Source organism: Brevibacillus sp. YAE8, assembly GCF_057543335.1.
Genome location: NZ_BAAIYG010000012.1, coordinates 1 through 25,832, shown reverse-complemented (window position 1 = coordinate 25,832; position 25,832 = coordinate 1). Strand labels below are relative to the sequence as shown.

Sequence of the window (25,832 nt, the reverse complement as noted above, 5' to 3'; positions counted from 1 at the left end):
CCTTCCGAAAAAAAGAAGAGGGATGCTCCCTGCTGTCCTGCTTTTTTTAGCACGCACAGCGGAGCCATCCCTCTCAAGACGCATTGTCGCTCTTCATTTCCCGAGGTTGCGGGCGTTTATTTTTGCGTGAACGGCGCTGCCAGCAGTTGCGCCAGCTTGCTTGCATTCGGCTCGACCATGCAACTGAAGTGGTTTCCTGCGATCGTCGTCACTTCCAGCTCGCCCAGGCACACATCTTGCCAGAACGCAAGAGTCGTATCATCCGTGCGCGGCAGGAACAAGAACGGCTCGCTCGCCAACAGGAAGCGGATGTCGCCCATGTACGGCAGCGGCGTATAACGGGCGGCCTTGAAGCTTTGGCGGAACACCTGGCACAAGCCTTCCGCCATCTCGATCGGCATCTCTTCCCCGGTTGCCTTGGCTTTCGCGCAGACGTAAGCCGCGAAGCGCTCCCGTTTGCTGACAGCCGCCATGTTGCGGAACAGCTCTCCGACCCGATCCAGCCCCGCGTCTCCGCCGATGGTCACGGCGGCGCCTTGCGGGATGCAGTCCCCATGCTGTTCAACCAGCTTCATGACGCCGCGCGCCAGGTCATTTTCATCGACCTGCCCAAAGCCTGCCTGCGCCAGCGTGATGTTCAGGTTGGGCACAAACAGCGTTTCGACGAGCAGATCGTCATCCACTTCGGTGAAGATCGGCGGAATGTCGATCAGCACGAGATCGACGACCTGAATCCCTCGCTCCATCAGTCGTCTGGCGACCTCGACGGCAATCAGGCCGCCGAGGGAGTAGCCGATCAACTGCATTTCGCTGTGGCCGCCTGCCAGCAGGCATTCGGCGTAGTCGTCAGCCACAGTCTCGATCAGCTCGGACGGCTCCAGTGAGCAGTATTTTTCCATATCGGCAATTGCCACCCCTACGATGCTGCCCGTTTTTTGCGCTTGGAGGTGCAAAAGCAGAGGCCGGAAAATGTCCATCGTGCCCAAAACGGCGTGGAACACGACGCGGAGCGGCCCTTCCTGCGCGCTGCCGTACGGAATCAGCACGGCATTGCTGGAGCCGTCCTGCTTGCCGGGCCACACAGCTACGCTCTCGCGCTCCGTAACTTGTCTGCGCGAGCGGATGAACTCGGCCAGATCGGCGACGGTCGGGTAGTTCAGCATTTGCCGCAGCAGGGCGTCGAACGGAATCGCTTCGTGCTCCGGGTCCTCCGCCAGCTTGTCGCGCAGCTTTCCTGCCACCTGCGCCATGATGAGCGAGTCGGCGCCATGTTCGTAAAAGCTTTGCGACTTGCCGATGCCAGCCAGGCCGAGCGCTTCCGCCCACAGCCGGGCAAGCTCTGTTTCCAGCGCGTCCAGTCCTTCCTCGACGAAAGCCGCCGCCACCTGTGTCCCGTTGGCAGCAGGACGCCATTTTGCCAAGGTGCGCCGGTCTACCTTGCCGTTTCCGGTCAACGGCAGCGCATCGACTACTTGCAAGTGCTGAGGCAGCATGTAGGCAGGCACCTGTCCGGCCAAAAACGCTTCCAGCTCCGTCGCCTCCACTGCCAGGCGCTCCTGCTTCATCCGTTTGGCAAACAGGTGGAACCCGAGCGCGGTCAGCTTGTCGTCCTCTTGCGGCAGCAGCAGCAGCGGCTCGTTTTCCTCTTCCTGAAGCTGGCGCAGCCAGTCGTGGCGATCGAGGTAGGACGTCTCCAGGCGCAGCTCGTCTCCAGGCTCCATCATCATGAACGCCTGCGAGGCCAAAATCCACAAATGCTCGATAGTCGGCTCGGTGAAGACGAACCAGCCGCCCGGGCGAATCAGCTCCCGCAGCCTGCGCATGCTCGCCGGGATGTCGCGGGCATTTTCCAGTACCCCGGCTGCCAGCACGACGTCGAAGCTGTTCGGCGCAAAGCCTTGGGCGCGGTAGTCCTGGTCGACGTCAAAGACGCCGAAGCTTACGTGCGGATACTGGGCAAAGCGCTGTTTGGCGCCCGGAATGAAAAACGGGGCCACATCGGTAAAGACGTATTCGATCGGGTAGCCTTCGAGCGCCTTGAGGACATGTCCTGTCGTCGCTCCGGTTCCGGCTCCGACCTCCAAAATCCGCAGCGGATTGCTCCCTTGCTTTTCGGCGATGCGCTGTAAAAGCAGGCACATGCATTTGTTCAGGTAGTTCGCCATGATGTGCTCGATATACAGCGTATGGACGTGGTCGAATTTGCCCTCCGGGAACAGGAGCGCTACCGGGTCCTCCTGGCCGCCGAGCAGCTCCGGCAGCTTCTCGGCGTTTTTGCGGACGTAGGCGGTAAATCCTGCCGTCCCCAGCATGTTCGTCCAGATCGCCTCTGCCTCTGTCCAGTTCTCGCGGACAAGCTCGTCGTCTACGGCAAGCTCGCTGCGGTACTGCCCTTTCGCCTGCTCGGTCAGCATGCCCGCTTCGGCGAGCTTCGCCACCCAGCGCCGCGCCAGCCAGTGGTATTTCGGCAGGATGCTCCCCGCTTGCAGCACTTCTTCCAGCGATTGCGCCTGGCCTTTTGCAAAAAATCCGAGCGTTTGCAGCGCGCGCAGCATCGAATGGAGCACGGCCCGATCCAGGCTGGCCATCGCTTCTTCGATTTGCCGGGCGCTGATGTGCGCCGCGATCTCCCCTGCCGCCTCGCCGATGCCGCTCGTCAGTTGCGCAAATTCGGCCGCTTCGGCTGTGCGGTCACGGTCCTTTTTGCGGGCCGTCTCCACGATTCCGAGCAAAGCCGGCTCGTCGCTCGCCTCATCCAGCACGACGCCTGCTGCGGCTACTGCCGGATGCTTGAGTAGCGCTGATTCGATTTCCCCCAGCTCGATGCGGTGGCCGCGAATTTTGACCTGGTTGTCTTCGCGGCCCAAAAACTCGATTTCGCCGCCCGGCGTATAGCGGCCCAAATCTCCTGTGCGATAGAGCCGCTGTCCATCTGCCGGATGCAGGAAAAAGCGCTCTGCCGACAGCTTCTCGTCGCCCACGTACCCTTGGGCCAGGCCGTGTCCGGTAATGTACAGCTCGCCCGTTACCCACACGGGGCAATCGCGCAGTTGCGAGTCGAGCACCCGGAAGCCCTGGTTGGCGAGAGGACGTCCGTACGGGATGCTGCGCCAGTTTGGCAAAAGTCCTTTGTACAGATGGTAAATAGACCAGATCGCCGCTTCCGTGGCACCGCCCATGCTGACCGTCTGGGCAAACGGCAGACGTTTTGCCATCTGATCGGGCAGCGTCAGCGGAATCCAGTCGCCGGAGAGCAGCGCCAGACGCAAGCTGGACAGGCACACTTCCGGGATGCCGTCCAAATAGGTGACGAGCATCTGTATCATCGCCGGGACCGAATCCCACACCGTAACTTCGTGGGCAAGCACCAGCTCCACCCAATGGGACGGGTCTGTCTGCCGGTCGGCCTGCGGGAGAACGAGCGCGCCGCCGACCGCCAGCGGGCCGAAAATGTCGTAGACGGACAAGTCAAAGCTGAGTTGGGCGAGGCCGAGCACCCTGTCGTTTTCATTGATCGCAAAGCGGCGGTTGATGTCAGCGATCGTGTTGGCGGCGGCGCGGTGGCTGACGACGACGCCTTTTGGCTGTCCCGTGGAGCCGGACGTGTAGATAATGTAGGCTGGCAAGTCGGGATTTTGGTCAGGCAAAATCAACGGCGTCTGCTGCGGCACGACCTGATCGACCGCCACGCTCTGCACCCCCTCGGGCCATTCGGCCGCCACTGTCGACAAGCTCAGCATATAGCGAATGTCCGCTTGCTCCACCATCGCCTGCCGTCTGGGAAGCGGCTGCCTGGGATCAATCGGCACGTAAACGGCTCCGGCAAACAGCGTGCCCAGTACAGCCGTGACTTGATGGGCGCTTTTTTCCATCGCGATTGCGACGCGGTCCTGCTCGCGGCACCCGAGCTCTTTCAACACTCCGGCCACTGCGGCGGCGCGTTTCACCAGCTCCGCATACGTGAGCTGGCCTTCGCTGTCGATCACAGCCGGGCGATCCGGCGTCGCCATCGCTTGCGCCACGATCGGCTGATGCAGGCCGTAGTCTGGCAAGGGCGCTTGCGTGTCATTGATTTGCTGCCGCTCCTTTTGCTGCCAGAGCGGCAGGGCGATCTCGCTGCCTTCTGTCCACACCTGCTCGTCGTCCACCAGCGCGTGCAGCAGGTCGGAAAACGCGGCGAACATGTCATCGACCATTTTTTCAGGGAAGACGCCCTCGCGCACATCCCAGTTGACCTGCAACCCTTCCGCGCTGTCCATCGCCTGGCAATCGATAAACACTTGCGGCGTCTGGCTGATGCCGTGTCCGGCGATTTTTCCGGAAAGCCGTGCGCCTTCGGTCGGCTCGACCAGCCCGATCGCACTGGTGAACACAATCGGCATCAGGGCAGCTTCGCGCCCGCGCCTGCGCGCGACTTCGCGCATGACCTCGACGCCGGAGTACAGCCGATGGTCCAAATCTTCGAACAACTGCTTCTGGATCGCCTTGGCCCTGCCCTGGAAGGAGCGCTCGGCACCCCAGTCGACCGCCAGCAAATTGACGGAGGTGAAGTCGCCGACGAGATCATGCACGCGCCCATGCAGCGGCTGGCGGTTCAACAGCGTCAAGTTCAGGCAAAACGCGCTGTTGCGGCTCCAGCGCTCGATCACGGCGGCAAATGCGGTCATCACCGCAGCCGTCGGCGTCAGCCCGCGCTTTTGCGACCGCTGTTTGAACAGCTCCCACGCCGCCGGGTTCAGGCGGATGAACTGCCGGCGAAACCGCGCTGGCCCACTGTCGGCTTCTACTCGGGCAAGCGGCAGGTCCGGAGCTTGCGGCAAGTCGTCGATCCGCGCCTGCCAGTACGCCTTGTCGCGGGAATAAGCGTCCGTCTCGCGCAAGGTGCGCTCGGCCAGCACGTAATCGCGGAACGTGATCGGCAGCTCCGGCAACGCTTTTTTCGGCTCTTTGTAGAGCGCCTCAAATTCGGCCAGAAGCAGCCAGATGCTCGCCCAGTCCGCGATCAGAAACTCCATGGAGACGTGCAGCACCGCGCGATCGGCCGTCTTGGTCACGGCGATCCCAAACAGCGGCCATTTGGCCGTATCGTAGACGCGGTGTCCCATGCTCTCGCGAATGGTTTCCAGCGCAGCCTCGGCTTTTGCCGCATCCAGCTCGCTTGTGTCGGTGTAGGGCACTTCCAGCCGTGGCGCCGTTTCCATGACGCGCTGCTGCCCGTCGGAATCAATCGTCGCCCGCAGCATGTCGTGACGGGCAATCAACTGATTCCACGCTTCCTCTGTCCGGACCGGGTCTAGCTCGGGATAGTCCAGCTCCAAATATATATGACACGCCACACCGCCGTAGCCAAACAGCTCATACCGCCCCAGCAGGTAAGCGGACTGCACATCTGTCAGCGGAAAAGGAGCGAAGCGGGCGGCCGGGTCAGGCACGACCATGACAGGCTGCGCCTCTGCCCGCAGAAGGGCCACGATCTCTGCTTTCTGCTCGCGCAACGCCTGCAAATCTTCAGGAGCCAGGCTGCCTTTTGGCGCTTTGTACCGCAGGTTTCCCGCCTCTTCCCACAAGGAAACACCTTCCTGGCGAAGCCGCGTCAAAAGCTCGATGCTACTGATCTTGAGGTTTTGGGACATATGCATACACTCCTAATTGGTCAGCTTGGCCAGATCGTTGCGGCTGCGGGCACGATCTTTTCCCTGCCCGTCCTGCTCTGTTTCTTGGCCTTTTTGGATGACAAACAGCTTCTGTTCGAGCAGCGCCAGCGGGTGATCGTCCTTGGGCAGCACCGCAAGCTCTCCGACACCTGCGCGGGCAAACACGTCGAGCCACTGGGAAACGGTCATGAAGGTCGATTGCGTCTTGCTCCGGTCATCCACAGGGGGCGTCATCATGAACGCCTGGGAGATGAGCATTTCCGTAAATTCTCTGGTCGGCTCCGTAATGAGCATCCAGCCTCCCGGAACCAGGCACTCGAGCAGGCCGCGAACGACCTCGTCCGTGTCGCGGGCATTGTTCAGCATGCCTGCCGCGATCACGACATCTACGCTCCCTGGCTTCAGTCCCTGGCTGAACAAATGTTTGTCGATGTCGACGACCCCGAAGCTCATCCACGAGCAATCTTGGAACCGCTCCCGCGCGGAGGCGAGGAAAAAGTGGGATACGTCCGTGTACAAATACTCGGCCTGCAAGCCTTTTGCGACCGCCGTGCGCAGCCTTGCTACGACGCCATCTGTCGTGGCTCCCGTCCCTGCTCCTACTTCGAGGATGCGCAGCGTTTGTTTGTCCGCCGCGATGCGACTGACCGCCTCTGCCACAGACTTGTTCAAATATTTGGCAATGAGCGTCTCGCGGTAGAGCGCGTTTGCGACGTTCATCCGCCCTTCCGGGAACAAGAGCAGCGCGGCCTGCTCGGTATCGTTCATCAGCCCGGAGAGCCGATCCGCATTGCTTTTCAAGTAGTCGATGACGAGCGGAGAGCCGAGCTTGCCGCTCCACGCCTCTTTTGCCAAGGCCCAGCGGCGCTCCACCTCTTCTCTTGTCATCTGTCGTGCGCATTGATATGTACCGTCTCGCCGGACGAGATAGCCGCGTTCCGTCAAGACTTGCAGCCAGCGCAGTATGACCGGCTCATGCCGGGGGGCGACTTGTGCCAGCGAAAAAATGTCCGCCTCGCTGTACGCCTGCTCCGGGTCAGCGAGCGCTCCTTGCGCTTGCAGCGCGAACAGCATGGAAGCGAGCGAAGCCTGGTCCAGACGCTCCACGCCTGCCTGCACCATTTTCGCATCAATCCCGGCCAGCTCGCTTTCGGCCGCCGCCGTGCACGCAAACACATCGCGGCTCGCTTCCTTTGCCTCGGCAGACAAATCGCCTGCTTCCGGCAACTCGACAGGAATGCTCATCGCTGCTTGCCTGAGCACTTCCAGCGCAATCGGCTGGTGCTGTCCGTTCGATCGCAGCACCGGGTAGCCCAACGCCTGCGTCCAGTCTTGCCATTGCCGCGAGCAAAGCAGCTCCTGCTGCGCGCGCACGTCGACAGCCGTCCTGTCCAGCTTGCCGAGAATCATGTCGCGCATCGCGGACAAATCGCGTCCGATTGCCTGCGGCCATTGCTTCGCGAGGATGTGGCGATAGCTCGCTGTCTCGCTCGGGCCGAGCACCTCCGTACTGCTCGCCAGCATATAAGCGGGTGGATCAGCCGCGAGCATCCCGTGAATGTCGGGCAGATCAGGCACATGCAGACGCGGCTGCCAGACGACCGGGCCGTGCGTATCGGTAAGCGACAAGCTCCCTCCCGCTACGCCAATCGTAATTTTGTGCAGCAAATGCAGGTGATTGTCCGGATCGTCCGGGTCGACCTCGTTGTGGGCGCGCAGCGTAATCGGAATTTTCCCGAGCTGCCCCACCAGCACCTGAAACGGCCCCTCATCCTTGACGATATGACTGATTTTCCACGGGCGAATCGTCGGCAAAGCTTCCTGCAAAATGTGCATCAGCGGGTACGACACTTGTGTGGCGCACGCGGCGTCGATGTACAAGGCAGGCTGCTTGGCGAGCAGCTCCTTGGCGCATGCGACAAACCGCTGCACGGCAGGCAAGTGTACGTACAAGTCGCCTGTCATGAACTGAACCCCGGATTGCCGGGCTTGCTTCAGGCATGCGGCCAAGTCTTTGTGGTGGATCGGCTGCTCGGAAATGACGTGAATGCCGCGGCCCAGCAGCTCCAAAGCCAGCTTCGTGCCTTGTCCGCCCATAACGGTCGAACGCAGGACGACGCAGGCCAGATCAATATCGGCAGGAAGCTCTTCCACGTCTGTGTACAGCGGGACGCCGAACCGCTCTGCGCATTGCTTGGAGCGCTCGCTGCCCTTTGCCAGCAAGCCGACCAGTTCAAATTGTTCCGGCAGTGCCCGGACAGCCTCCAGATAAAACTGTCCGAAGCGGGAACCGCATACAACGGTGCGCAGCTTGCGAGTCTCTGTCATCGGCCGCCTCCCCCTTTTTGTTCGCTCACTTCTTGCGTAAGCTCCATCGTCTGTTCGCGCAGCGCCTCGATCAGCGCCGTCGCCGATACGCCTTCTGCCGCGAAATAGCAGCCCGGCTTGCTGCCGTGCCCTTCTGTGAGCAGGTGTGCCACCTTCGCCGCGATCATTCCGGACAAACGGTTCCAGTCCCCGCGATACAACAGCGTGGAGGAAAGCCGCACGCTCGCTCCGGCGCGCAATCCGGTCGCATTCAGGTGGAACATCGTAAAGTCCTCCACGCCCGGCTGCTTCGTCTCGAACTGCTTCAGCAGCATGTTGGCGGAGAGCCGCTTTTGTTCCTCGGTCTTGTACTGCTGCAGCGCCTTAATCATCACAAACTGGTTCAGGATGCCGCTGTGTTGGTAGCTGTTGTAAAAATAGGCGACCGGGATGCTGTGCTGCCTCGCCATCTGGCAAAACTCTTCGGTCAGCACCGGGTACGTGTCCCGCTTGCCTGCCGGCTGCGGCAGCGTGTAGCTGCGGTGGAACGGCCCGTCTATTTTTTGCACCGCTCCCTCTCTGCAATAGCTCATCCCCCAGCCTGTATCTTCCTCAATGCTGCAGACGATATCGTAGGCCGCGTTCAAGGAAAAGCCGCCCTGCCCCGCAAAAAACAGCTCCAACTGCTCGATGCGGTCCAGCTCTTTCTCGGCGACATAGGCGGGAAAAACTTCCGACAAGCCGGGGTAAACCCCTGCCGAAATGATGAAGGTCAGTCCTTTTGCCTCGATCTCTGCTTTTCTTCTGAGCAGATGCCGATACAGGTGCTCGTCGCCGGATACATCGACGTACGGAACCCCTTTTTCCAGGCACGCCACTGCCACTTTGTCCATTACCTGCTTGGCAGGGCCAGCGCAATTGATGACGATGTCGCAGCGGCCGCAAAAATCAGCCAGTTGCCCTGCATCGAACACATCTACTTGCAGCCAGTCGCCTCTGTCCTCGCTTCCTGCGAGCTGCTCGCGAAGCTTCTCGGGATTTCTCCCGCCGAGCAAGAGCCGATGTCCGGTCGATGCGAGGATCGTCTGCAACGCAGCGCCGCCTACCACTCCGGTCGTTCCGAGAATGCCGACTGTTTTTGTCTCCACGTGTTCTCTCCCTCTCCTGCCTGTTCTTCGCATTCGTTTTTTGGCGAAAAAGCGAGGCTGCGCCTTTATTGCGACTGCGACTGCGCTTGCGCCCAAGTGCGCAGCCTGCTTCTCCCTTTCGTCAACAAAAAATTTTCGTGCGATCCAGTATTTTGGGCAGGCTATCTTTTCCTAAATGGTTCCTTCGTCATATTCCGACCCGAGCTGTCCGCTCTCGGCGATGTTCGCCTCAATGAACGCGGCAAGCTGGCCGAGCGTAGGTGCTTCGAACAAGTTTTGCAGGGACAACTCCACCTGGTGCCTTTCTTTCAGCAGGTTCAGGCATTGGATCGCTCGCAGCGAATCGCCGCCGCGCATGAAAAAGTTGTCGTGCACGCCGATGTCCGAGCATCCGAGCACTTCTTCCCATACGCTGGCAATGATCGTCTGCATCTCGCTCGCCGGAGCGACGTGCGTTTTGCTTGGCAGACTCGCCTTGTTCCGGCCGAGTTGCGCCAGTGCTTTGCGGTCGACTTTTCCATTCGCAGACAGCGGCAGCTTGTCGAGCAGCACGAACCCGGACGGAACCATGTAGTCCGGCAAGCTGTGCCGGACGGCATCCGCCAGTTTTTCCGGCGCGAACACCTTCGCGGCAAACGGTGCCTGCGCCACGATCAGATGCCGCTCGAACGCTTCGGCCGCCTCGCTCTCGCCCGGGAAAGCCGCGATGCTCGTATAGCCGTGTCTGGCAAGCAGTTCGCGCCATTGATCGACGGCGAGCAGCGGAAGCTCGCTTGCCTTGCGCTCGTCCTCGAGACGGGAGAAGCCATCCTCGAAAAATCCGACGGTCGTCAACAGCAAGCGGCTGTTGCGGGTCGACTCCACCAGCAAGAGGATGCCTCCCGGTGCCAGCAGTTCTTGCAAATAGGCGAGGGTCGCGTCCAGATTGCGGGCGCGGTGCAGCGTATTGTCGGCCACGATCACGTCAAAGGAGTGCGGCTCGTAGCCTTGCGCGAGCGGAGAGACATTCATGTCAAACTGGCCGTATTCCAGCGGCGCCGCTTCGCCCCATGCCTGCTTCGCTCTGTCCGTAAAGAAGCTCGACTCGTCCGCGTACAAATACTTGCTTCGCTCCGCAGGCAATGCGGACACCAGCGCTTGCGTCATGCTTCCGGCCCGCGTGCCAATCTCCAGCACGCGCAGCTCGCTGCCGGACGGATGGCTGCTTGCAATCGTGCCCAGCACTTGCGCTGTCAGGCTTTGATAATACTCCCGGGTCAGGTCGAACTGACTCAAGCCTGCTGGCGTGAGGAAGGCTTCTTCCGCGAGAAACAGCTCCAGCGGGTCAAGCTCGCCCGTCAAAAGGCCGATAAAGAGCGGATAATCCCGGCGGTAAACGGCTTCCAGCGCTCTCGCCGCCTCTGTCCGGTAGGAAGCGCCCGTCTGCCCTTCTCCTAGAGCGCGAATGCTCCTGTATGTCCCGCCTTCTGCTTTTTCCAGGATTCCTTCAGCGGTCAGCGCTGCCAGCCAATGCCGCAGCAAGCTGCGATAGCGCGGATGAATCTGAAAACGCTGCATCAGCTCATCTAGGGAATAGCTCTCGTCCCCGCTGGAAAACGCGCCCATATGTTCCAGCGTGCGGCACATGTACGCGGTACTGATCGACTCCGCTTCGCCGAGGAACGTCTGAACCGTCTCCACCTCGATCGTTTGCGAAAGATGCGCAGCCTGCGTTTTCCCTGTGTCGCTGATCGCCGCAAAGCGCGCGCTGCAGAGAGCCGGATCGGCCGCTTTTTCTTCCAACAGCCCGGTTGCCTGTTGCCCGTCGAGCACGATGTAGCCGACGAGACGCTTTTCTTCGCCCGCCTCATCCGGGACGGCCACGATGGCCTCCTTCACTCCGTCCTGCCGCTTCAAAATCGTCTCGATCTCGCCCAGCTCGATGCGGTGCCCCCTGATTTTTACCTGGAAGTCTTCCCTGCCGAGAAACTCCAGGTTGCCGTCCGGCAAGTACCGTCCCAGGTCACCCGTGCGATACAGCCGCTCGCCTGTGCGCGGGTGGAGCACAAACTTGTCGTTCGTCTTTTCCTCGTCCCGCCAGTAGCCTTTGGCAAGGCCGATGCCCCCGATGTACAACTGCCCTGGCACCCAGACCGGGCAATCGTTCATCCATTCATCCAGCACGTGGAAGCGCTGGTTAACCATCGGGCGGCCGTACGGGATGCTCTTCCACTCCGACGCGACCTGTTCAATCGGGTACAGGTTCGACCAGATGGACGCCTCTGTCGCTCCCCCCAGCCCAATGACTTGCGCCTGCGGGAAGTAGGCTTTGATTTTGTCCGGCAAATCGAGCGGAATCCAGTCGCCGCTGAGCAGGACCAGGCGCAGGCTCGGCGCTACGCTCGCCTTTTGCCCGGAGGCGTATTCGACGAGCATTTGCATCAGCGCCGGAACCGTGTTCCAGACGGTCACCCGCTCTGCTTCCAGCCACTCGATCCAGTGCGCCGGGTCTTTCGCTTTAGCCGCATCCGGCATGACGATCGTTCCGCCAGAGGCGAGCAAGCCGAATATATCGTACACGGACAAATCGAAGTTCAGGTTGGACAAGGCGAGCACCTTGTCATCCGCGCCTACGGCAAAGCGCTTGTTCACATCGAGAATCGTGTTGACCGCACCGCGGTGGTCGATCATGACGCCTTTTGGCGCCCCAGTCGAGCCGGATGTGTAAATGACGTAGGCCAAATCTTCCGGCCGCCCCGGGAACGCAAGCACGCCTGCGAGTGCATCGGCAGCGGAAAAGCCCAACCGATCCACAGACAGACGGCGAACATCGTCCGGCCAGCCCAGCTCTTCATCCAGCCAGGACTGCGTCAGCACGAAGCGGACTTGCCCGTCTCGCAGCAACCCCGCACGCCGCTCTTCCGGATGGGCGGGGTCAATCGGGAGGTAAGCCGCCCCCGCCGCCAAAATGCCGAGTGTCGCCGCGACCTGTTCCCAGCCTTTTTCCATCACGACCGCAACCAGCGTGTCAGGCTCGACTCCTTGCTCGTTCAGCCACTTGCCGATCGTCTGCGCCGCAGCCGCCAGCTCCGCATAGGTCAATGTCCGTCCCGACGAGACGACGGCAGGCTGGTTCAGGCGCTGCTTGATCTGCTTCGCGAACAGTCCGCCCAGCGTCTCATCCGAAATCGGCGCAGCGGTGGCATTCGCGGCCCGCCTTGTTTCCAGGCGCGGAATCGCGATCAGGCTCGGCGACTGCTCCTGCCAAGCCGCCTTTTCATCCGTCAGACGGTGCAAAAGCTGGCAATAGGCCGTAAACATGTCTGACAGCATGCCGTCCGGGAACAGCCCTTCGACAGCGTCCCAAATCAGCAGCAGCTCGCCGTCCTGCTCGACCACCTGGTGATCGAGCCACACTTGCGGCGTCTGGGTAATGTTGTACACGAGCTTGCCCAGCCATTTTCCGCCTGACTCGCCGCCGCTCCACTGGTCGACGCCGAGCGCACTCGTAAAGACGACTGGCATGGACACGCCGTGATGCTCCCCGCTTTGCTTCGCCAGCTCCCTCTGTACCTGGACGCCGCCCACAAGCGGATGATCCAGATCGCGCCAAAGCTGCTGCTGGAGGTTGCGTCCCCGCTCCAGAAGCGAGGTGCCTGTTCCAAGCTCCACGGCCAGAAGCGTCAAGGTCGTGAAGTCTCCGACAATCGCGTTGACCTCTGGATGCAGCGGCAGTCGATTGAACTGCGTCAGGTTGATCGTAAAACGGTTGCTTCTGCTCCACGCGCCAAGCGTCTCGGCGTACGCGGTCAGCAACACGCCCGATGGCGTCAGCCCGAATTCCGCCGCGCGCTCCTTCAGCCGCTGCCACGTTCGGCGCTCCAGCCGCGCTTCCAGACGGCCGAAGCGCTGCTCGGTCATCGTGTCCGGATTTTGCGCGAGCGGCAGTTGCGGTGCAGGCGGCAAATCGTCGAGACGCGACGTCCAATATGCCAGATCGCGCTTGTACAGCTCGGTCGATTTCAGCTCTTCCAGAGCGAGCACGTAATCGCGGAAAGACAGGTTGAGCAGAGGCAAAGGCGCGTCGGGCTTGTGGTAGAGCCGCGTCCATTCGCTCAGCAGGTGGAACATGCTCCAGCCGTCAAAAATCAGGTTGTCGAAGCTGATATGCAGGCGGACCCGGCCGTCCCGCAGGCGCGATGCCCGCACGTCGAACAGCGGCCACACATCGGTTGCCAGCACCTGGTGCGACATCTCCTCGCGTATCGCCAGCAAGGCTTCCGCTTCTGCCGCTTCCGTGCACGCACGCAAATCGTTCACCGCGATCCGGTAGCGCGGCACTTGCGGCAAAATTTGCTGGTGCAGACCATTTGGCAAAAAGACGGCGCGCATCATCTCATGCTGGTCGATCAGCCGCTGCCATGCCGCCTCGATCCGCTCCAAGTCGAGGCTTCGCCCGTCGATTTCAAAGTAGCAATGCGTCGAAACGTTCCCGAGCGCATAGACCCCGCTGCGCCCCAGCCAGTACGCCTGCTGGATGTCCGTAAGCGGGAACGGCTCTTGCCGCTTCTCTTTTGCCGGGACAATTTGCGGCAGGTTGGCGACAGGCCGAGCCTCTTGTTCAACCGCTTCCACGAGCGTCTGTACGTACAGCGCCAGCTCGGCAATCGTCGGCTTTTCAAAAATTTTCCCCAGCGAAAGCTCCACGCCCAGCCTGCTGCGCACCAGCGCGGAAAGCCTCGTCGCCAAAAGCGAATCGCCGCCCAGCTCGAAGTAATTGTCGTCCATGCCTACCCGCTCCACGGAGAACAGTTCGCGCCAAATCGCGGCAAGCTCTGTTTCCAGCGGCGTTTGCGGCGCGGTAAAAGCTTTTTCCGCCTTGCCCTTAAGCAGACTGTCCGGAGTCGGCAACGCCTGTCGATCGACTTTTCCGTTTGCCGAAAGCGGCAAGGCGTCCAGCAAAAGGAAAGCGGTCGGCACCATGTAATCCGGCAGCTTCTCGCTCAAAAAGTCGGCCAGCCGCGCCGGATTGAAGCGCTTGCCACGGTCAGGCGCTTGCGCCACGATGACGTGCTGCCCAAAGACATTCGCCAGATCATCCGGCCGCGGAAACGCCATAACCTGGGCAAACGACGGCTGCAGTGCGCGCTCCCACGCTTCTGCCGCCATGAGCGGCTGCTGCTCGTGGCGGCGCTCGTCTTGCAGACGGGTAAAGCCATCCTCCAGAAAAGCGGTGCTGACCTGCTGCACGCGGCTGTTGCGCGTCAGCTCCAGCATCACGAGCAAACCGCCCGGCGCGAGCAGCGCCTGCGCGTGGCCGATAGCCGCTTCCACGTCCTTCGCCCGGTGCAAGGAATCGGCGGCGATCACCACGTCGTACTGGTGAGCCTCATAGCCTTGCATGAGCGGGTTTTGCTCGATATCGAGCAGTTGGCCCTGCACAAACGGATAGGCGTCGAGCCTGGCCTTGGCCGCCTGCAGGAAGAAGGCCGAGCTGTCCGTGTACGTGTACTCGGCCGCGTCCTGCGGCAGCACAGTCAAAAGCGCTTCGGTCAAGGCAGTGTTTCGCGCGCCAATCTCCAAAATCCGTACAGGCCGTCCCTTGTCTGCCAAACTGCGCACTGCCTGCTGCAGCACGCTCTGAGCCATGCGCTCTCTTTGCTTCGCGCCGGGGAGCGCCTGCATCAACTCGCTCGGCGCCAGCCCGGACTCAGCCGCGAAGAAGACAGCCAGCGGCTCCACCTCGCCCGTCAACAGCCCGCGCTGCACGTCATCCAGCTTTTGCAAATAGGCGAGCAGCGCCTGCGCATGACGCTCCCATGCAGGCGGCGCCTCGCTTGCCGATGGGGCGGAGAACCAGTCGTCCGGAATCTCCCGTATAAAAACGTATGGATCGGCTCCCTTTTCTCCGCTCCTGACAAAGCCCTCGGCTTCAAGCGAACGCAGCCATTGCTGGACCACTGGCCGGTAACGCTCGACGATGCCGCAGCGCTGCATCAGCTCATCCAGCGAAAAGCTCGCTTGCCCGCCAAGCTTCGCGCCGACTTTTTTCAGCGCCCGGCACATCGCGCGGACGGCGAGCTGCTCCAAGTAGGACCAAAAGGCCGGGAATTGATCCGGTTTGTCTGTTTCCGCCGCAAAGCCCCGCTGCTCCACCTGGCCTGCTCCGGCCTTCACCACGGCTGCCCACAGTTCCGCGCTGCTGGCCGGATCGGCGCATACGGTGTCAAACAGAGCGGCTTCGCCCGCTTGCCCGGAAACGACGTAGCCGATGAGATGGCGGTTGCCGCGCGGATCGCCGACAGCGGCGACTACGGCGTCGCGCACGCCCGGATGCTGCTTCATCGCAGTTTCAATTTCGCCCAGCTCAATCCGGTGCCCCCTGATTTTTACCTGGAAGTCTTTTCGCCCGAGAAATTCGAGCGTGCCGTCCGGCCAATACCGCCCGAGATCGCCCGTGCGATACCAGCGCGAGCCTTGCCAATGCACGAACCGTTCGGCGGTCAGCTCCGGATCGCCGCGATAGCCGAGCGCCACACCCGCTCCGCCAATCCACAGCTCGCCCGCTACCCAGTCGGGGCAATCGCGGCCTTTGCTGTCGACCACGCGGTATGCCTGATTCGCCAACGGCCGTCCGTACGGAATCGAGGTCCAATGCGCAGGCAGCGGCAGCTTCACATCGTAAAAATTCGACCAAATCGACGCTTCTGTCGCTCCGCCCATGGCTACCAGCTCGCTGTCCGGCGCCGCCTGCTTCAGCCGCTCCGGCAAATCAAGCCCGATCCAGTCGCCGGACAGCATCGCAAGCCTAAACGGCAACCGCTCGTAGCCTGCACTCTGGGCTGCGATCAACAGCATATCCAACAGCACCGGCACAGAGTTCCAGAGCGTAATCTGGTGGCGCTCCGCCAGCTCTGCCCACTTGGCCGCGTCCCGGCGCGCTTCTTCGCCGATCAAGACGACGGACCCGCCAGCGCCGAGCAATCCAAACAAATCGTAGACGGACAAATCGAAATCGAGCGACGACACCGCCAAAATGCGATCACCAGGCCCGATGCGATAACGCCTGTTGATCTCGGCAATCGTGTTCCACGCCCCGGCGTGACTGATTTCTACCCCTTTTGGCTCGCCTGTGGAGCCGGAGGTGAAGATGATGTACGCCAGGCTTTCCGCAGGAGTCGGCACAGGCGCAGGCAAAGGCTCGCTGGCTGCTGTCTCTTCCATCGTCAGCACGACCGCGTCCGTCGGCCATTCCAGCTCTAGTACGTGCTGCGCGTCCGTTAGCACGTAGCGGACGCCTGCTTTTTGGTGGATCCGCTCGCGCCTTGCCGCCGGCTGACCGATCCCGACCGGAACATAGCAGCCGCCAGCCGCCACGACGCCAAGCACCGCCACGACCTGATCGGTCCCGCGCGGCAGGCTGACCGCCACTGGCTGGCCGCTGCCGACTCCGCGCTGCCGGAGAAACGTTGCCACCTGCAAGGCTCGCTTCGCCAGCTCGCCATACGTCACGGAAGCAGCGGTACTGCTGTCAATCAACGCCGTTTCCAGCGGCTGTTGGCGCGCCTGCGCAAAAAACGCCTCGTGCAAACATTGCGGCTCGTTGTCCAACGCCGTTGTCGCTTTGGCGTCTTCCGCCTGCTGCCGCTCCGCCAGACCGGACAACAGCAGCGGTGCCGATTGCCAGTCGTTTTCCGGCGCAACCAGCCACTCCATCAGCTCGCAAAACGCCGCGAACATCTGGTCGATCATGCCCTCCGGGAACAACTGCTCCACCGCATCCCACGCCAGGAGCAGTCCGCCGTTCATTTCGTACAACTGGAAGTCGAGCCACACTTGCGGCGTTTGCGAAATCATGTAGGACAACTCGCCCAGCATCTGGCGGCACTCCTCGTTAATGAGTGGCGTGCCCAGATTGCACGCGAACACGACAGGGGCGAAATCGCGCTCTCCCTGACGGACGCGGGCCAACTCGCGCTGCAGTTGCACCCCGGAGTAAGCGGCGTGCGCCACATCCTGGTGGAACTGCGTCTGGACAGCGCGGACCCGCTCCAGAAACGCCGCCGGCTGCTTCATGTCCACGGCCAGCAACAGCAGATTCGTAAAGTCAGCGACGACGTCCTCGATTCCCGGCTCGCTCGCCTGACGGTCAAACAGCGGGATGTTGATGAAAAATTCCGAATGCGTGCTCCAACGGTCGAGCACCTCGGCATAAGCCGTCAGCAAAACCATCGCTGGCGTGACCTGGTAAGCTTGTGCCCGCTTTTGCAAACGCGTCCAGTCCGACTCGCTCAGACGATGGGTCCTTCTCGCAAAGACAGGCGCCCCGATCATTTCCGGCTTCGTCGCAAGCGGCAAGCCAGGCGCTCCCGGCAGCGAGGCCAGTCGGTCCTGCCAATAGCGGGCGGCTTCCTCCCTGTCTGCTGCCCGGCGCGCCGTTTCCTGCTGCAAATAGCGGGCAAAGCTCCAGTCGGCAGGGGCAAGCGGCTCCGCGCCACGCGCATAGGCAGCCGCCAAATCTCTGAGGATGATGTGCAAGCTTTGCACATCCGCAACAAGCAGGTCGAGGTCAAAATGCAGCCGGGTCCGGCCATACGACAATAGGCTCAGCTCCAGTCCGGCAACCTCCCCCTGCTCTACTGCCAGCTTACGGTGGGAGAGCCGCTCGCGAATCCGCCCCAGCTCGCTTTCCTGCTCGTGCTCCGGGAGCGCTCGCAGATCGTGGACAGCCATCGGTTTTTCATACGGCGCATCCAGCACCTCCTGCCGCCCATCCGCCAAAAATCTCGCCCGCAGCATCGGATGGCCCAGCAACACTTTTTTCCACGCCGCCTCCAACCGCTTCGGCTCTACGCCTGCTCCGTCGATCTCCAGGTAAGCATGGCAGCCGACTCCTCCGAGTGGCTGGTCATCCTGGCGACCGATCCAGTACGCGTACTGCACGTCTGTCAGGGCAAACGGCGTCTTTTCTTGCACGCCAGTCTGCTCCTGCTCCGGCTCTGAAACGGCTTCCCTGCCCGCTTTTGCCTTGGCTGCCGCGTCAGGCTGGGCGCCCTTTTGCAGCAGCGCCCACCAATCGCCGAGGCGCGGAGAAGCGATCAGCTCGGCAAACGTCACTTTTGCCCCTGCTCTGCGCCATTTGTTGACCATCCGCATCATCTGCAAGGAATCAAGCCCCAGCTCGATCAGATTTTGCTCGTCGTCCATCTCGACAGCCACAGGCAGCAAAGATTGAACCTGGCGGCGCACCTCTTCATAGCCAAGCGAAGAAACGGAGCCTGCGGAATTGCTGTCGTCAAGCACTTGCTTCATCACGGTTTCCTCCTTTCCACGAATGTGCCCCTATTCTTGTTTCACGGCTGCAAGCTCGCGGCTTGTGACGACCAACTGGCGGGAAAAGCTGCTCAGTTTTTCCCGCGTTTCTTCCAGTTCGCGCTCTGGCAGCGACATCTCGACCACCCCCGCTCCTGCGTGTAGCCACGCGCTGCCGTCTTTCTGGTAGATCGTCCGCAGCACGAGCGCCGCGTCCATGGCTCCGCTCTGGTCGTACGTCATGACGCACCCGCTGTACAGATTGCGCGGCGTGCTCTCCAGCCTGCCAATCGCTTCGATCGACTCTTTTTTCGGGATGCCCGAGGCAGTCACGGCAGGGAACAGCGCCCGGAACGCATGCCAAGAGTTGCACTCCGGCTTGAGCTTGCCTTTTAGCCTGGAGGCGATGTGCTGCACCGTGCCTCTGCTTGCGACCGTCATGAAGTCGGTCAGCATAATCGACGAAGCATCGCAGACGCTCCGCAGCTCTTCAAACGCCAGCTTGACGGAAACCGCGTGCTCGGCAATTTCTTTCGGATCGTTCAGCAACTCTGCTTTCAGCCTGTCGCTCTCCGCTTCGCTCGTCCCTTTGGAGCGCGTGCCTGCCAGCGGATACGTGCTGACCCAGCCTTCGCTGTCCACCTCTACAACCGTTTCCGGACTGAATCCTGCTGCGTTCATGCCTTCCAGGGAGAGCAGGAAGGAGCGCGCCGGAGTATTGACTCTGCGGCCTGCGAGGTAACTCGCCACCATGTCCAGCTCCTCGTGCACCGGAATTTTTCTGGACAAAATAACCTTGTGGTACTTGCGCTCGGAAATCTCGCGCACCGCTTCCGCTACGCCCTGCATGTACGTCTCGGCACCGTGCGTATCCGCCTGGGGAACCGCCAGCTTTTCCTGCTCCGCCCTTTGCGCGAGGCTGCTTTTCTGCCCGTTGATGGCGGCGAACACGTCGTGCAAAAGCTGCCCAACCTGGTGCCCATGCTCCTCTGTCAGCGTCCGCAGCAGCACTTCGCCCTTGTGGAAGCGCACCTCGACCTCCGGGATGAACAGCTTGAGCAGATTCGGATCTTCGCTCGACTGCGGCAGCCCGTTATAGTAGCGAGCCATGCCGAAGTTCACGGTTCCGTAAGCGCGCCAGTCGGCAATCGGCACCGCGGCAAACGCCCGGTCGATCGTCTCGCTCAGCTCTTTGTTTTCGTATGTGAACGTTTGGCCGTCGTAGGCCAGCTTCGTCTGCTGCGCGTCCACGGTAGCCAAGGCATGAATGCCAAGCCCGATGGACAGCTCCTCTCCGTTTTCGTAGAGCACGTAGTTCTCGAAAAGTCCGCGCTCCACGATTTCAGCCGCCGCCAGATGGACATCTCCCGCAAAAGCAAACATTTCTTCCCGGTATGAAGTGATTGGCGCAACGGCCATTTCTTGTTTTGTCATGGCCATCTCCTTGAGCTTGTTTTTGTTGACTTTTCCGACGCTGGTCAGCGGCCAACTGCGAACAAGCTCCAGTTGGTCCGGCATTTTATAGCGGGCAACCCCTTTCTCCTGGAAAAAGGCGTGAATGTCCGCAAGTGTCAGCCCCGGATTGTCCGAGATCACGCACGCGCAGCTTTTCTCGCCCAGCACCGGATCGGGCAGTGTGACGAGCGCCGCATCCCGGATGTCCGGGTGCATGCGCAAATACGACTCGACCTCCGCCGGCATGATTTTTTCGCCTGCGCGGTTAATCATCTCCTTGATCCGCCCGCCGACCTGGATGTTGCCCTCTGGCGTCATCCGCGCTTTGTCCCCGGAACGGTAAAAGCCGTCCGGAGTGAAGCTCTCGCGGTTTTGCTCCGGCGCCAGGTAGTAGCCGCGAATCGTGTACGGCCCGCGGACGATCAGCTCTCCGTACTCGCCTGGCTCCACATCGTTCAAGTTCTCATCGACAATCCGCACCTCGTCCGCCTCGGAAATCGGACGCCCCTGGCTCGTGATGATGACCTCGTCGGGATCGTCCAGCGACGTGCTGCAAATCAAGCCTTCCGCCATCCCGAACACCTGCTGGAGCTTGCACGTCCATTCCCGCATGATGCGGCCAGCTACCTTGTCATCGAGCATCGAGCCGCCTACCTGCAACACCTGCAGGCTGGACAGGTCGCTTTCCGTATCCCATTCCCGCGCCTCCAGCCAGACGTTGACGAGCGCAGGGACCAAGGCCGTAATCGTCACTTTTTCTTTTTCAATCAGCGGAAACGCTTCGTCGCAGCTTGTCGTTTTACACAAGACGACCTTGCCGCCCGCAGAAAAGGTGCCGAGAATGCCCGGGCAGCAGAGCGGAAAATTGTGCGCGATCGGCAGGACGGCGAGGTAGACGCTTTGCTCCGTCAGCTCGCAGCGGGTGGCCGCCGCCCTGGCATTGTAGGCGTAATCGGCGTGCGTTCGCGGAATCAGCTTAGGCGTGCCGGTCGTTCCGCCGGACAAGAGCAACAGCGCCGTGTCCGTGTACGCTGGACCTTCCAGCTCCATCTTCGGCCCGCTGATCGTAGCCAGATTCGTGCCGATGCTGCTTTCCCCGTCTGTGCAGACGAATTGGACGCACGCGTGCTTTTTCACCAAATGTTCCGCCAGCTTGGTGTAGTCAAAGCCTAAAAACGTCGTCGGAATCATATAGGCAACAGGCTTGGCAAGCGAAAAAATCCCGTCCAGCTCCGCTTCCCTGTGAGCAGGCAAGACGAGAATCGGCACAGCGCCGATGCGAAACAGGGCAAAGCATGTCAGGACAAAAGACATCCGGTTCGGGAGCTGGACCGCGACTTTGTCGCCTTTGCGAATCCCCATCCGGTAAAAGCCGGAAGCGAGCGCATCCGCCTTGCTGTCCAGCTCCCGGTAGGTCATTTGCTCCTCTTCCTCGACCAAGGCCACTTTGTCCTGGTACTTGTCTGCCCACCTGCGCAACTGCTCCCCGAGGGTAAACGGCTCCCAATACCCGCGTTGTTCATAAGTTTTTGCTGCTTGCTCAAACCATTCCGTGCTTGCTCTCATTCGTTCCTCCTCCAAAGTAGCTACGGGCGCATTCGAATACCCCAAGCTGAATGATGCAGGATCATGCCAACTTCGCTGAAGCTCATGCTGGTTTGTCTACCAACCAAAATATTGATATTGATTCTCATTGTCAATTCCTTGTGTCGGCTAATTTTTCTACATTTTGGCAAATTGCAACGCATTTTCTTCCATTTTCTCTCTATTTCTTCGTTTATCGACAGGAAATTACCATATTCTTACACGTTTATTTGTTTATTTTTAAAACCAAGAAAGGTGATATGTATAATGAAAGATTCTCGTCGGAGTCGGGATTTTTCCCCGTTCCTCAGCGTCTCGGGAACAAGGAAATCCCGCTTTGTTTTCCCTGCTCAAACGCGATGGCCCCCGCATAGCCCGCCGCTGGCGCAAACGCTAAAATCCTCCATTCGTCCCAGCCTGGCCCGTCTCCCTGCACCCGAAAAAGCCCCTCCTTTTCGTCCGCTGTCAGGCAAAAGGAATGGAGAGGGCGAGACAAGCCCTCCCCTGTCGCTTTGACAAACGCTTCCTTTCGCGTCCAGCAGTCAAAAAAGGCGCGTTGCTGCTCTGTAGCCGGGACCGCGCGCAACCTGTCTTGCTCGTCCGGATGAAAATGCTGCGCAAGCTCGGGCCATTCGGGAACATCGCGCACGCATTCCACATCAATGCCCACTTGCCGCTCCCGCGAAAAAACAGCCGCCACCAAATGCCGCGAATGCGACAAGTTAAACGCCAGCTTCCCCGCTTTGCGCTCGCTGTGCAGCAGCGGCTTTCCGTAGCGATCGGTTGTCATACGAATATGTGCGAGCTGCTCTGACGGAATGTTCTCATACCGCCCGCACAAGGAGCGAAGCAGCGCCCGGGCAACGGCAAACCGCTCCCGGTCCTCGGGAAAATAAAACCGCTCCATCCGCGCGCTTTCCTCCGGGGACAGACGCCTTTGCAGCTCGCCCCGTTTTTCCTGGAAGGCAGGCACATAAGCGAGCCAGACGTGGATGTCGTCTTCAGCCAGATGCAACGCTGTCGTTTCCATCAGTTCGGCGACGCCCCACTCCGCCGTCTTTACTTTCGGCCCCGTCACGCCCCCTGTCCTCATGACCGCTCTTCGGCTTGCGCTGTCGCTTTTAGGTGTCCTGCAACAATTGCGGAGACCAGCCGCAGCAGTTGCTCCCGGTTGCTGTTCAGGAAAAAATGCTCCCCCTCGATCATGTCCAACGCGAAGGCGCCGCGCGTATGTCTGGCCCAGGCCGCCATTTCCTCCTCGCTCGCCTCCGGGTCGCGCGTGCCGCAAAAAGCGGAAATCGGACATTCCAGCGGCGCCTCCTCCGTGAACCGGTACGTGTCGTCGAGCGTAAAGTCCGCACGCAAAAGCGGCATGAACAGCTCCATCAGCTCTTTGCTTTGCAAAATCGCCTCAGGCGTGCCGGAAAAACGCCGCAGCTCCCGGACGAACTCTTCCTCCGGCAAATGGTACAGCGGCCTTGGCTCCGGTATGTGCGGAGCGCGGCCAGCAGCGACCAAGAGTCCGCGCGGGGCGAGCTGCCATTTTCTGCGAACGGCTCTCGCCAGTTCAAACGCGATTTTTGTGCCCAGACTATAGCCGAACAAAAGAAACGGGCGATCCAGGTACGGGTGAATCGCCTCGCAAATCCCTTCGACCAGCGCGTCCATATCCCGTATGGCCGACTCCATCAGCCTGTTTTCCCTGCCCGGAAGCTGAATCGGGTACACGCCTGCCCCTGCCGGCAGCTCCTCACCCCAGCCTCTGTAAATCGAAGCGCCTCCCCCGGCAAAAGGGAAGCAGAACAGACGGATTTTATCTGCCGGATCAGGCTTGGCCAGCAGCCAACGTTCCGCCGGTTTGACCGTTTTCATTGTCGATTCCTCCATTTGGTTGTTGATGGTGGTTGGAGTAGTTATGCTTGGTTTGGCTTGGCTTGGTTGGGTTGGTTTGGTTGGTTTGGTTGGTTTGGTTGGTTTGCTTGCCTGGCTTGCTGTGCTTGCTTTGCTTGTCTTGCTTACTTGCTTGCCAGGCTTGCTCTGCTTGCTTTGCTTGTCTTGCTTGCTTGCTTGTCTTGCTTACTTGCTTGCCAGGCTTGCTCTGCTTGCTTTGCTTGTCTTGCTTACTTGCTTGCCAGGCTTGCTCTGCTTGCTTGCTCTGCTTGCTTGCCCAACCGCCGCTTTCTTTTGGTTAATAGACGATAATGATTATCATATTCAGTTGCAAAATTATACAATCCCTGTCTGCCTGATTTTTCCCCATATTCGCGCTGTCTTTCTCCCCTATGCTCGCGCTAGATCACTCATAGTCATTTTTTTACATTTCTTGAATGAATCTGTCTCTCTTTCCGTTTCGCAGTGGTCGAAAAAAAGGCGCTTCGGGCAGAAAAGAGGCAAAAAAAGGAGATATTTGGAGATTTCCGGGACAAAACATCCCAAAATATAGAAATTTTAGCTTTTCTTTTATTTTGACAACGATTATCATTATCAATATCTTGTACTTATTCTTGCTTCTGCGACCTGGACGCAAGTCTTGCAGCCACTTGGGCTGGCTGTGCGGCATTTCGGAAATAGGAACATTGCAAAAAGGGAGGAATGAAGAGGACTGGCTGCTCTCATCCGTCTGGTCAAACACCGGCGGATACTATTTTGGAGAAGAGGAAGGATGCTACATGCAAGCACAAACGCTGGCTGTCCCAAGCAGATGGACCATGCGCGATTTTATTACCTTGGCGATTTTCAACGTCATCATGCTCATCATCATGACGTTTTGCCCGGCTGTTTCGATTGTGTCTCCCCTCCTGGTCGGAGGCATCACCGCGTTGCTCAACGGCCCGTTTTACATGGTCATGTCCAACAAAATCCGCAAGCGCGGCACTTTGTTTCTCACTGCCATCATAACCGGGCTGTACTTCGTCGGCTTCGGCTACGCCAACTACTTGCTGACGCTCGCTGTCATGGGGCTCATCGGCGAGCTGATCCTCTGGGGTAAAGACGCGTACCTCAGCTCGGTTCGCAACGCCATCGCCTATGCCGTTTTTTACGTAGGCTATACGCTGTGCGGGGTCGTTCCGCTCATTTTCTTCCGCGAGTCGTACATGGCGACGCTGGAAAAAGGCTACACCCCTGAACAAATCGCCGACATGCTCTACTATTTCGACACGCCCAGCATGATTCTGCTCATGTGCGCCATTTCTGCTGCTGGCGGGCTGCTCGGCGCCTATTTTGGCCATTTAATGTTGAAAAAGCATGTGAAAAAGGCGAAGTTGGTATAAAGCAAAAGAACCTTGGTGGGCGCAAAAGCCGGTCAAGGTTCTTCCTTTCGCTTTTTCTGGAGAATTTTTCCTGGAAGTTGAATTTTTATCCTACAAGCTGATATATTCCTTGAGGTCCGTCAAGGAGGCGAGTTCCACTCTCCATAAGTACTACCTTCTTGTGGATGGAACCAGGTTTTTCGTTCCTCACCTACTCGGTAATTTTAGTCTAGTTAACGATCCTGGTTTAAAATTTTGGCAAAATCAGTTTAGAGTGCTACTATTCATCAAGCACCTTGGCCTTCGTCTTAAACTTCCCGTCCTTGAGTGGTGCGGCTTCCAGCATTTCTTGTACGGCTGAGCCGTGCAGAGGGCCGCCTTTCCCTTTTCCTTTTCCTTTTCCGCCGTCTGCGTCACCCTCGCCATGGGGCTGCTTTTTATGGGTGTTTGGCGCGTCTACGTCCAGCTTCGCGGCTGCTTTCCCAGTCTTCACCGCCGCTGTGCCCATGCCACCGCTATAGACGGTCAACCCGGCTTCCACTAGCATCATGTCTTTTTTGAAGTCGTTTTGCCCTTTGGCGTAGCTTTCTTCTACCGATCGGGTCCACAAGCCGCCGTGCAGATTTTCCTGTCTGTACTGCCCGTCTTTCACGAATGGATCGATGCAATCCTGCCCAAACGCGGTCAAAAATTGCAGAAACGCGTGGCAGACACTCGCTTCCGGTTGAATTTTTTGTATGCAAAAAAGCTCACTCCTACTCATGGTTCAAGTGGGAAAGAGCTTTTGAAAGTTTAGCAAGTATTTGAATAGTTTGGTGTTTGGCTTGTTAGTTGTACTGTACTATCTTGTTGTTGGAACTGTAAATCAAGTTTACACGGGTCTGTCCAGTATTTTGTGTAAACCCTTTTGGAATAAAAAACTAGCGTAAGTATTGGCCGATCCGATCCGGGAAGAAAACGGAGAGCTGGAGGAGCATTTGCCCCCAGTTCTGCACTCGTCCAGTCCACTTCCTGATGACGTCCATGGTAGCCAAATAGAGCATTTTGAGCAGGGCTTCATCGGTGGGGAAAATGCTCTTGCCCTTCGTCACCTTCCGGAGTTGCCGATGGTAACTCTCAATCATATTGGTCGTATAGATCAA

Annotated in this window: 11 protein-coding genes; 2 read left to right on the top strand and 9 right to left on the bottom strand. The window is 59.6% G+C overall.

Annotation, left to right across the window (positions count from 1 at the left end):
• Window positions 1-116 precede the first annotated feature (116 nt).
• The 7 genes from AC27IT_RS15515 to AC27IT_RS15485 form a co-directional block, all read right to left on the bottom strand.
• Window positions 117-5,633, bottom strand: coding sequence for a non-ribosomal peptide synthetase (locus tag AC27IT_RS15515; protein WP_327944674.1), 5,517 nt, complete (start codon window positions 5,631-5,633; stop codon window positions 117-119).
• A 12-nt stretch (window positions 5,634-5,645) separates the two neighbouring features.
• Window positions 5,646-7,982, bottom strand: a complete 2,337-nt coding sequence (locus AC27IT_RS15510; protein WP_283858097.1) for a bifunctional Gfo/Idh/MocA family oxidoreductase/class I SAM-dependent methyltransferase — start codon at window positions 7,980-7,982, stop codon at window positions 5,646-5,648.
• Window positions 7,979-9,109 carry a saccharopine dehydrogenase family protein gene (locus AC27IT_RS15505; protein WP_283858098.1) on the bottom strand — a complete coding sequence of 377 codons (1,131 nt, stop codon included), beginning with the start codon at window positions 9,107-9,109 and terminating at the stop codon, window positions 7,979-7,981. The genes AC27IT_RS15510 and AC27IT_RS15505 overlap by 4 nt, the downstream gene beginning before the upstream one ends.
• Window positions 9,110-9,280: 171 nt before the next feature.
• Window positions 9,281-18,400 (bottom strand): non-ribosomal peptide synthetase, encoded by a 9,120-nt coding sequence (locus AC27IT_RS15500; protein WP_487091901.1) that lies wholly within the window; start codon window positions 18,398-18,400, stop codon window positions 9,281-9,283.
• Window positions 18,401-18,430: 30 nt separating this feature from the next.
• On the bottom strand, window positions 18,431-21,421 hold the full coding sequence (locus tag AC27IT_RS15495; protein WP_487091900.1) for a salicylate synthase: 2,991 nt from the start codon (window positions 21,419-21,421) through the stop codon (window positions 18,431-18,433).
• Window positions 21,422-21,746: 325 nt separating this feature from the next.
• Window positions 21,747-22,517, bottom strand: a complete 771-nt coding sequence (locus AC27IT_RS15490; protein WP_487091899.1) for a 4'-phosphopantetheinyl transferase family protein — start codon at window positions 22,515-22,517, stop codon at window positions 21,747-21,749.
• Window positions 22,518-22,528: 11 nt separating this feature from the next.
• Window positions 22,529-23,311 carry a thioesterase II family protein gene (locus tag AC27IT_RS15485; RefSeq protein WP_283858102.1) on the bottom strand — a complete coding sequence of 261 codons (783 nt, stop codon included), beginning with the start codon at window positions 23,309-23,311 and terminating at the stop codon, window positions 22,529-22,531.
• 43 nt (window positions 23,312-23,354) lie between these two features.
• Between AC27IT_RS15485 and AC27IT_RS15480 the strand changes: the two genes are divergently transcribed.
• Together AC27IT_RS15480 and AC27IT_RS15475 are read left to right on the top strand one after the other, a co-directional pair.
• The gene (locus AC27IT_RS15480; protein WP_487091898.1) at window positions 23,355-23,882 is read left to right on the top strand and encodes a hypothetical protein; all 528 of its coding nucleotides are present in this window, start codon (window positions 23,355-23,357) and stop codon (window positions 23,880-23,882) included.
• Window positions 23,883-24,108: 226 nt separating this feature from the next.
• Window positions 24,109-24,711, top strand: a complete 603-nt coding sequence (locus tag AC27IT_RS15475) for an MptD family putative ECF transporter S component (protein ID WP_283858104.1) — start codon at window positions 24,109-24,111, stop codon at window positions 24,709-24,711.
• Window positions 24,712-24,970: 259 nt separating this feature from the next.
• Here the strand turns inward: AC27IT_RS15475 and AC27IT_RS15470 are convergent, their stop codons facing one another.
• Together AC27IT_RS15470 and AC27IT_RS15465 are read right to left on the bottom strand one after the other, a co-directional pair.
• Complete coding sequence (locus AC27IT_RS15470; protein WP_283858105.1) at window positions 24,971-25,342, bottom strand: hypothetical protein; 372 nt, start codon at window positions 25,340-25,342, stop codon at window positions 24,971-24,973.
• A 268-nt stretch (window positions 25,343-25,610) separates the two neighbouring features.
• The coding region (locus tag AC27IT_RS15465; protein ID WP_487091897.1) for a transposase at window positions 25,611-25,832 on the bottom strand (222 nt) is incomplete at its 5' end.

What these genes read in the sequence shown, in the direction of transcription:
- AC27IT_RS15515 (WP_327944674.1), bottom strand. Translation starts at nt 5,633, where the DNA reads ATGTCCCAAAACCTCAAGATCAGTAGCATCGAGCTTTTGACGCGGCTT.
- AC27IT_RS15510 (WP_283858097.1), bottom strand. Translation starts at nt 7,982, where the DNA reads ATGACAGAGACTCGCAAGCTGCGCACCGTTGTATGCGGTTCCCGCTTC.
- AC27IT_RS15500 (WP_487091901.1), bottom strand. Translation starts at nt 18,400, where the DNA reads ATGAAGCAAGTGCTTGACGACAGCAATTCCGCAGGCTCCGTTTCTTCG.
- AC27IT_RS15495 (WP_487091900.1), bottom strand. Translation starts at nt 21,421, where the DNA reads ATGAGAGCAAGCACGGAATGGTTTGAGCAAGCAGCAAAAACTTATGAA.
- AC27IT_RS15485 (WP_283858102.1), bottom strand. Translation starts at nt 23,311, where the DNA reads ATGAAAACGGTCAAACCGGCGGAACGTTGGCTGCTGGCCAAGCCTGAT.
- AC27IT_RS15480 (WP_487091898.1), top strand. Translation starts at nt 23,355, where the DNA reads ATGCTTGGTTTGGCTTGGCTTGGTTGGGTTGGTTTGGTTGGTTTGGTT.
- AC27IT_RS15475 (WP_283858104.1), top strand. Translation starts at nt 24,109, where the DNA reads ATGCAAGCACAAACGCTGGCTGTCCCAAGCAGATGGACCATGCGCGAT.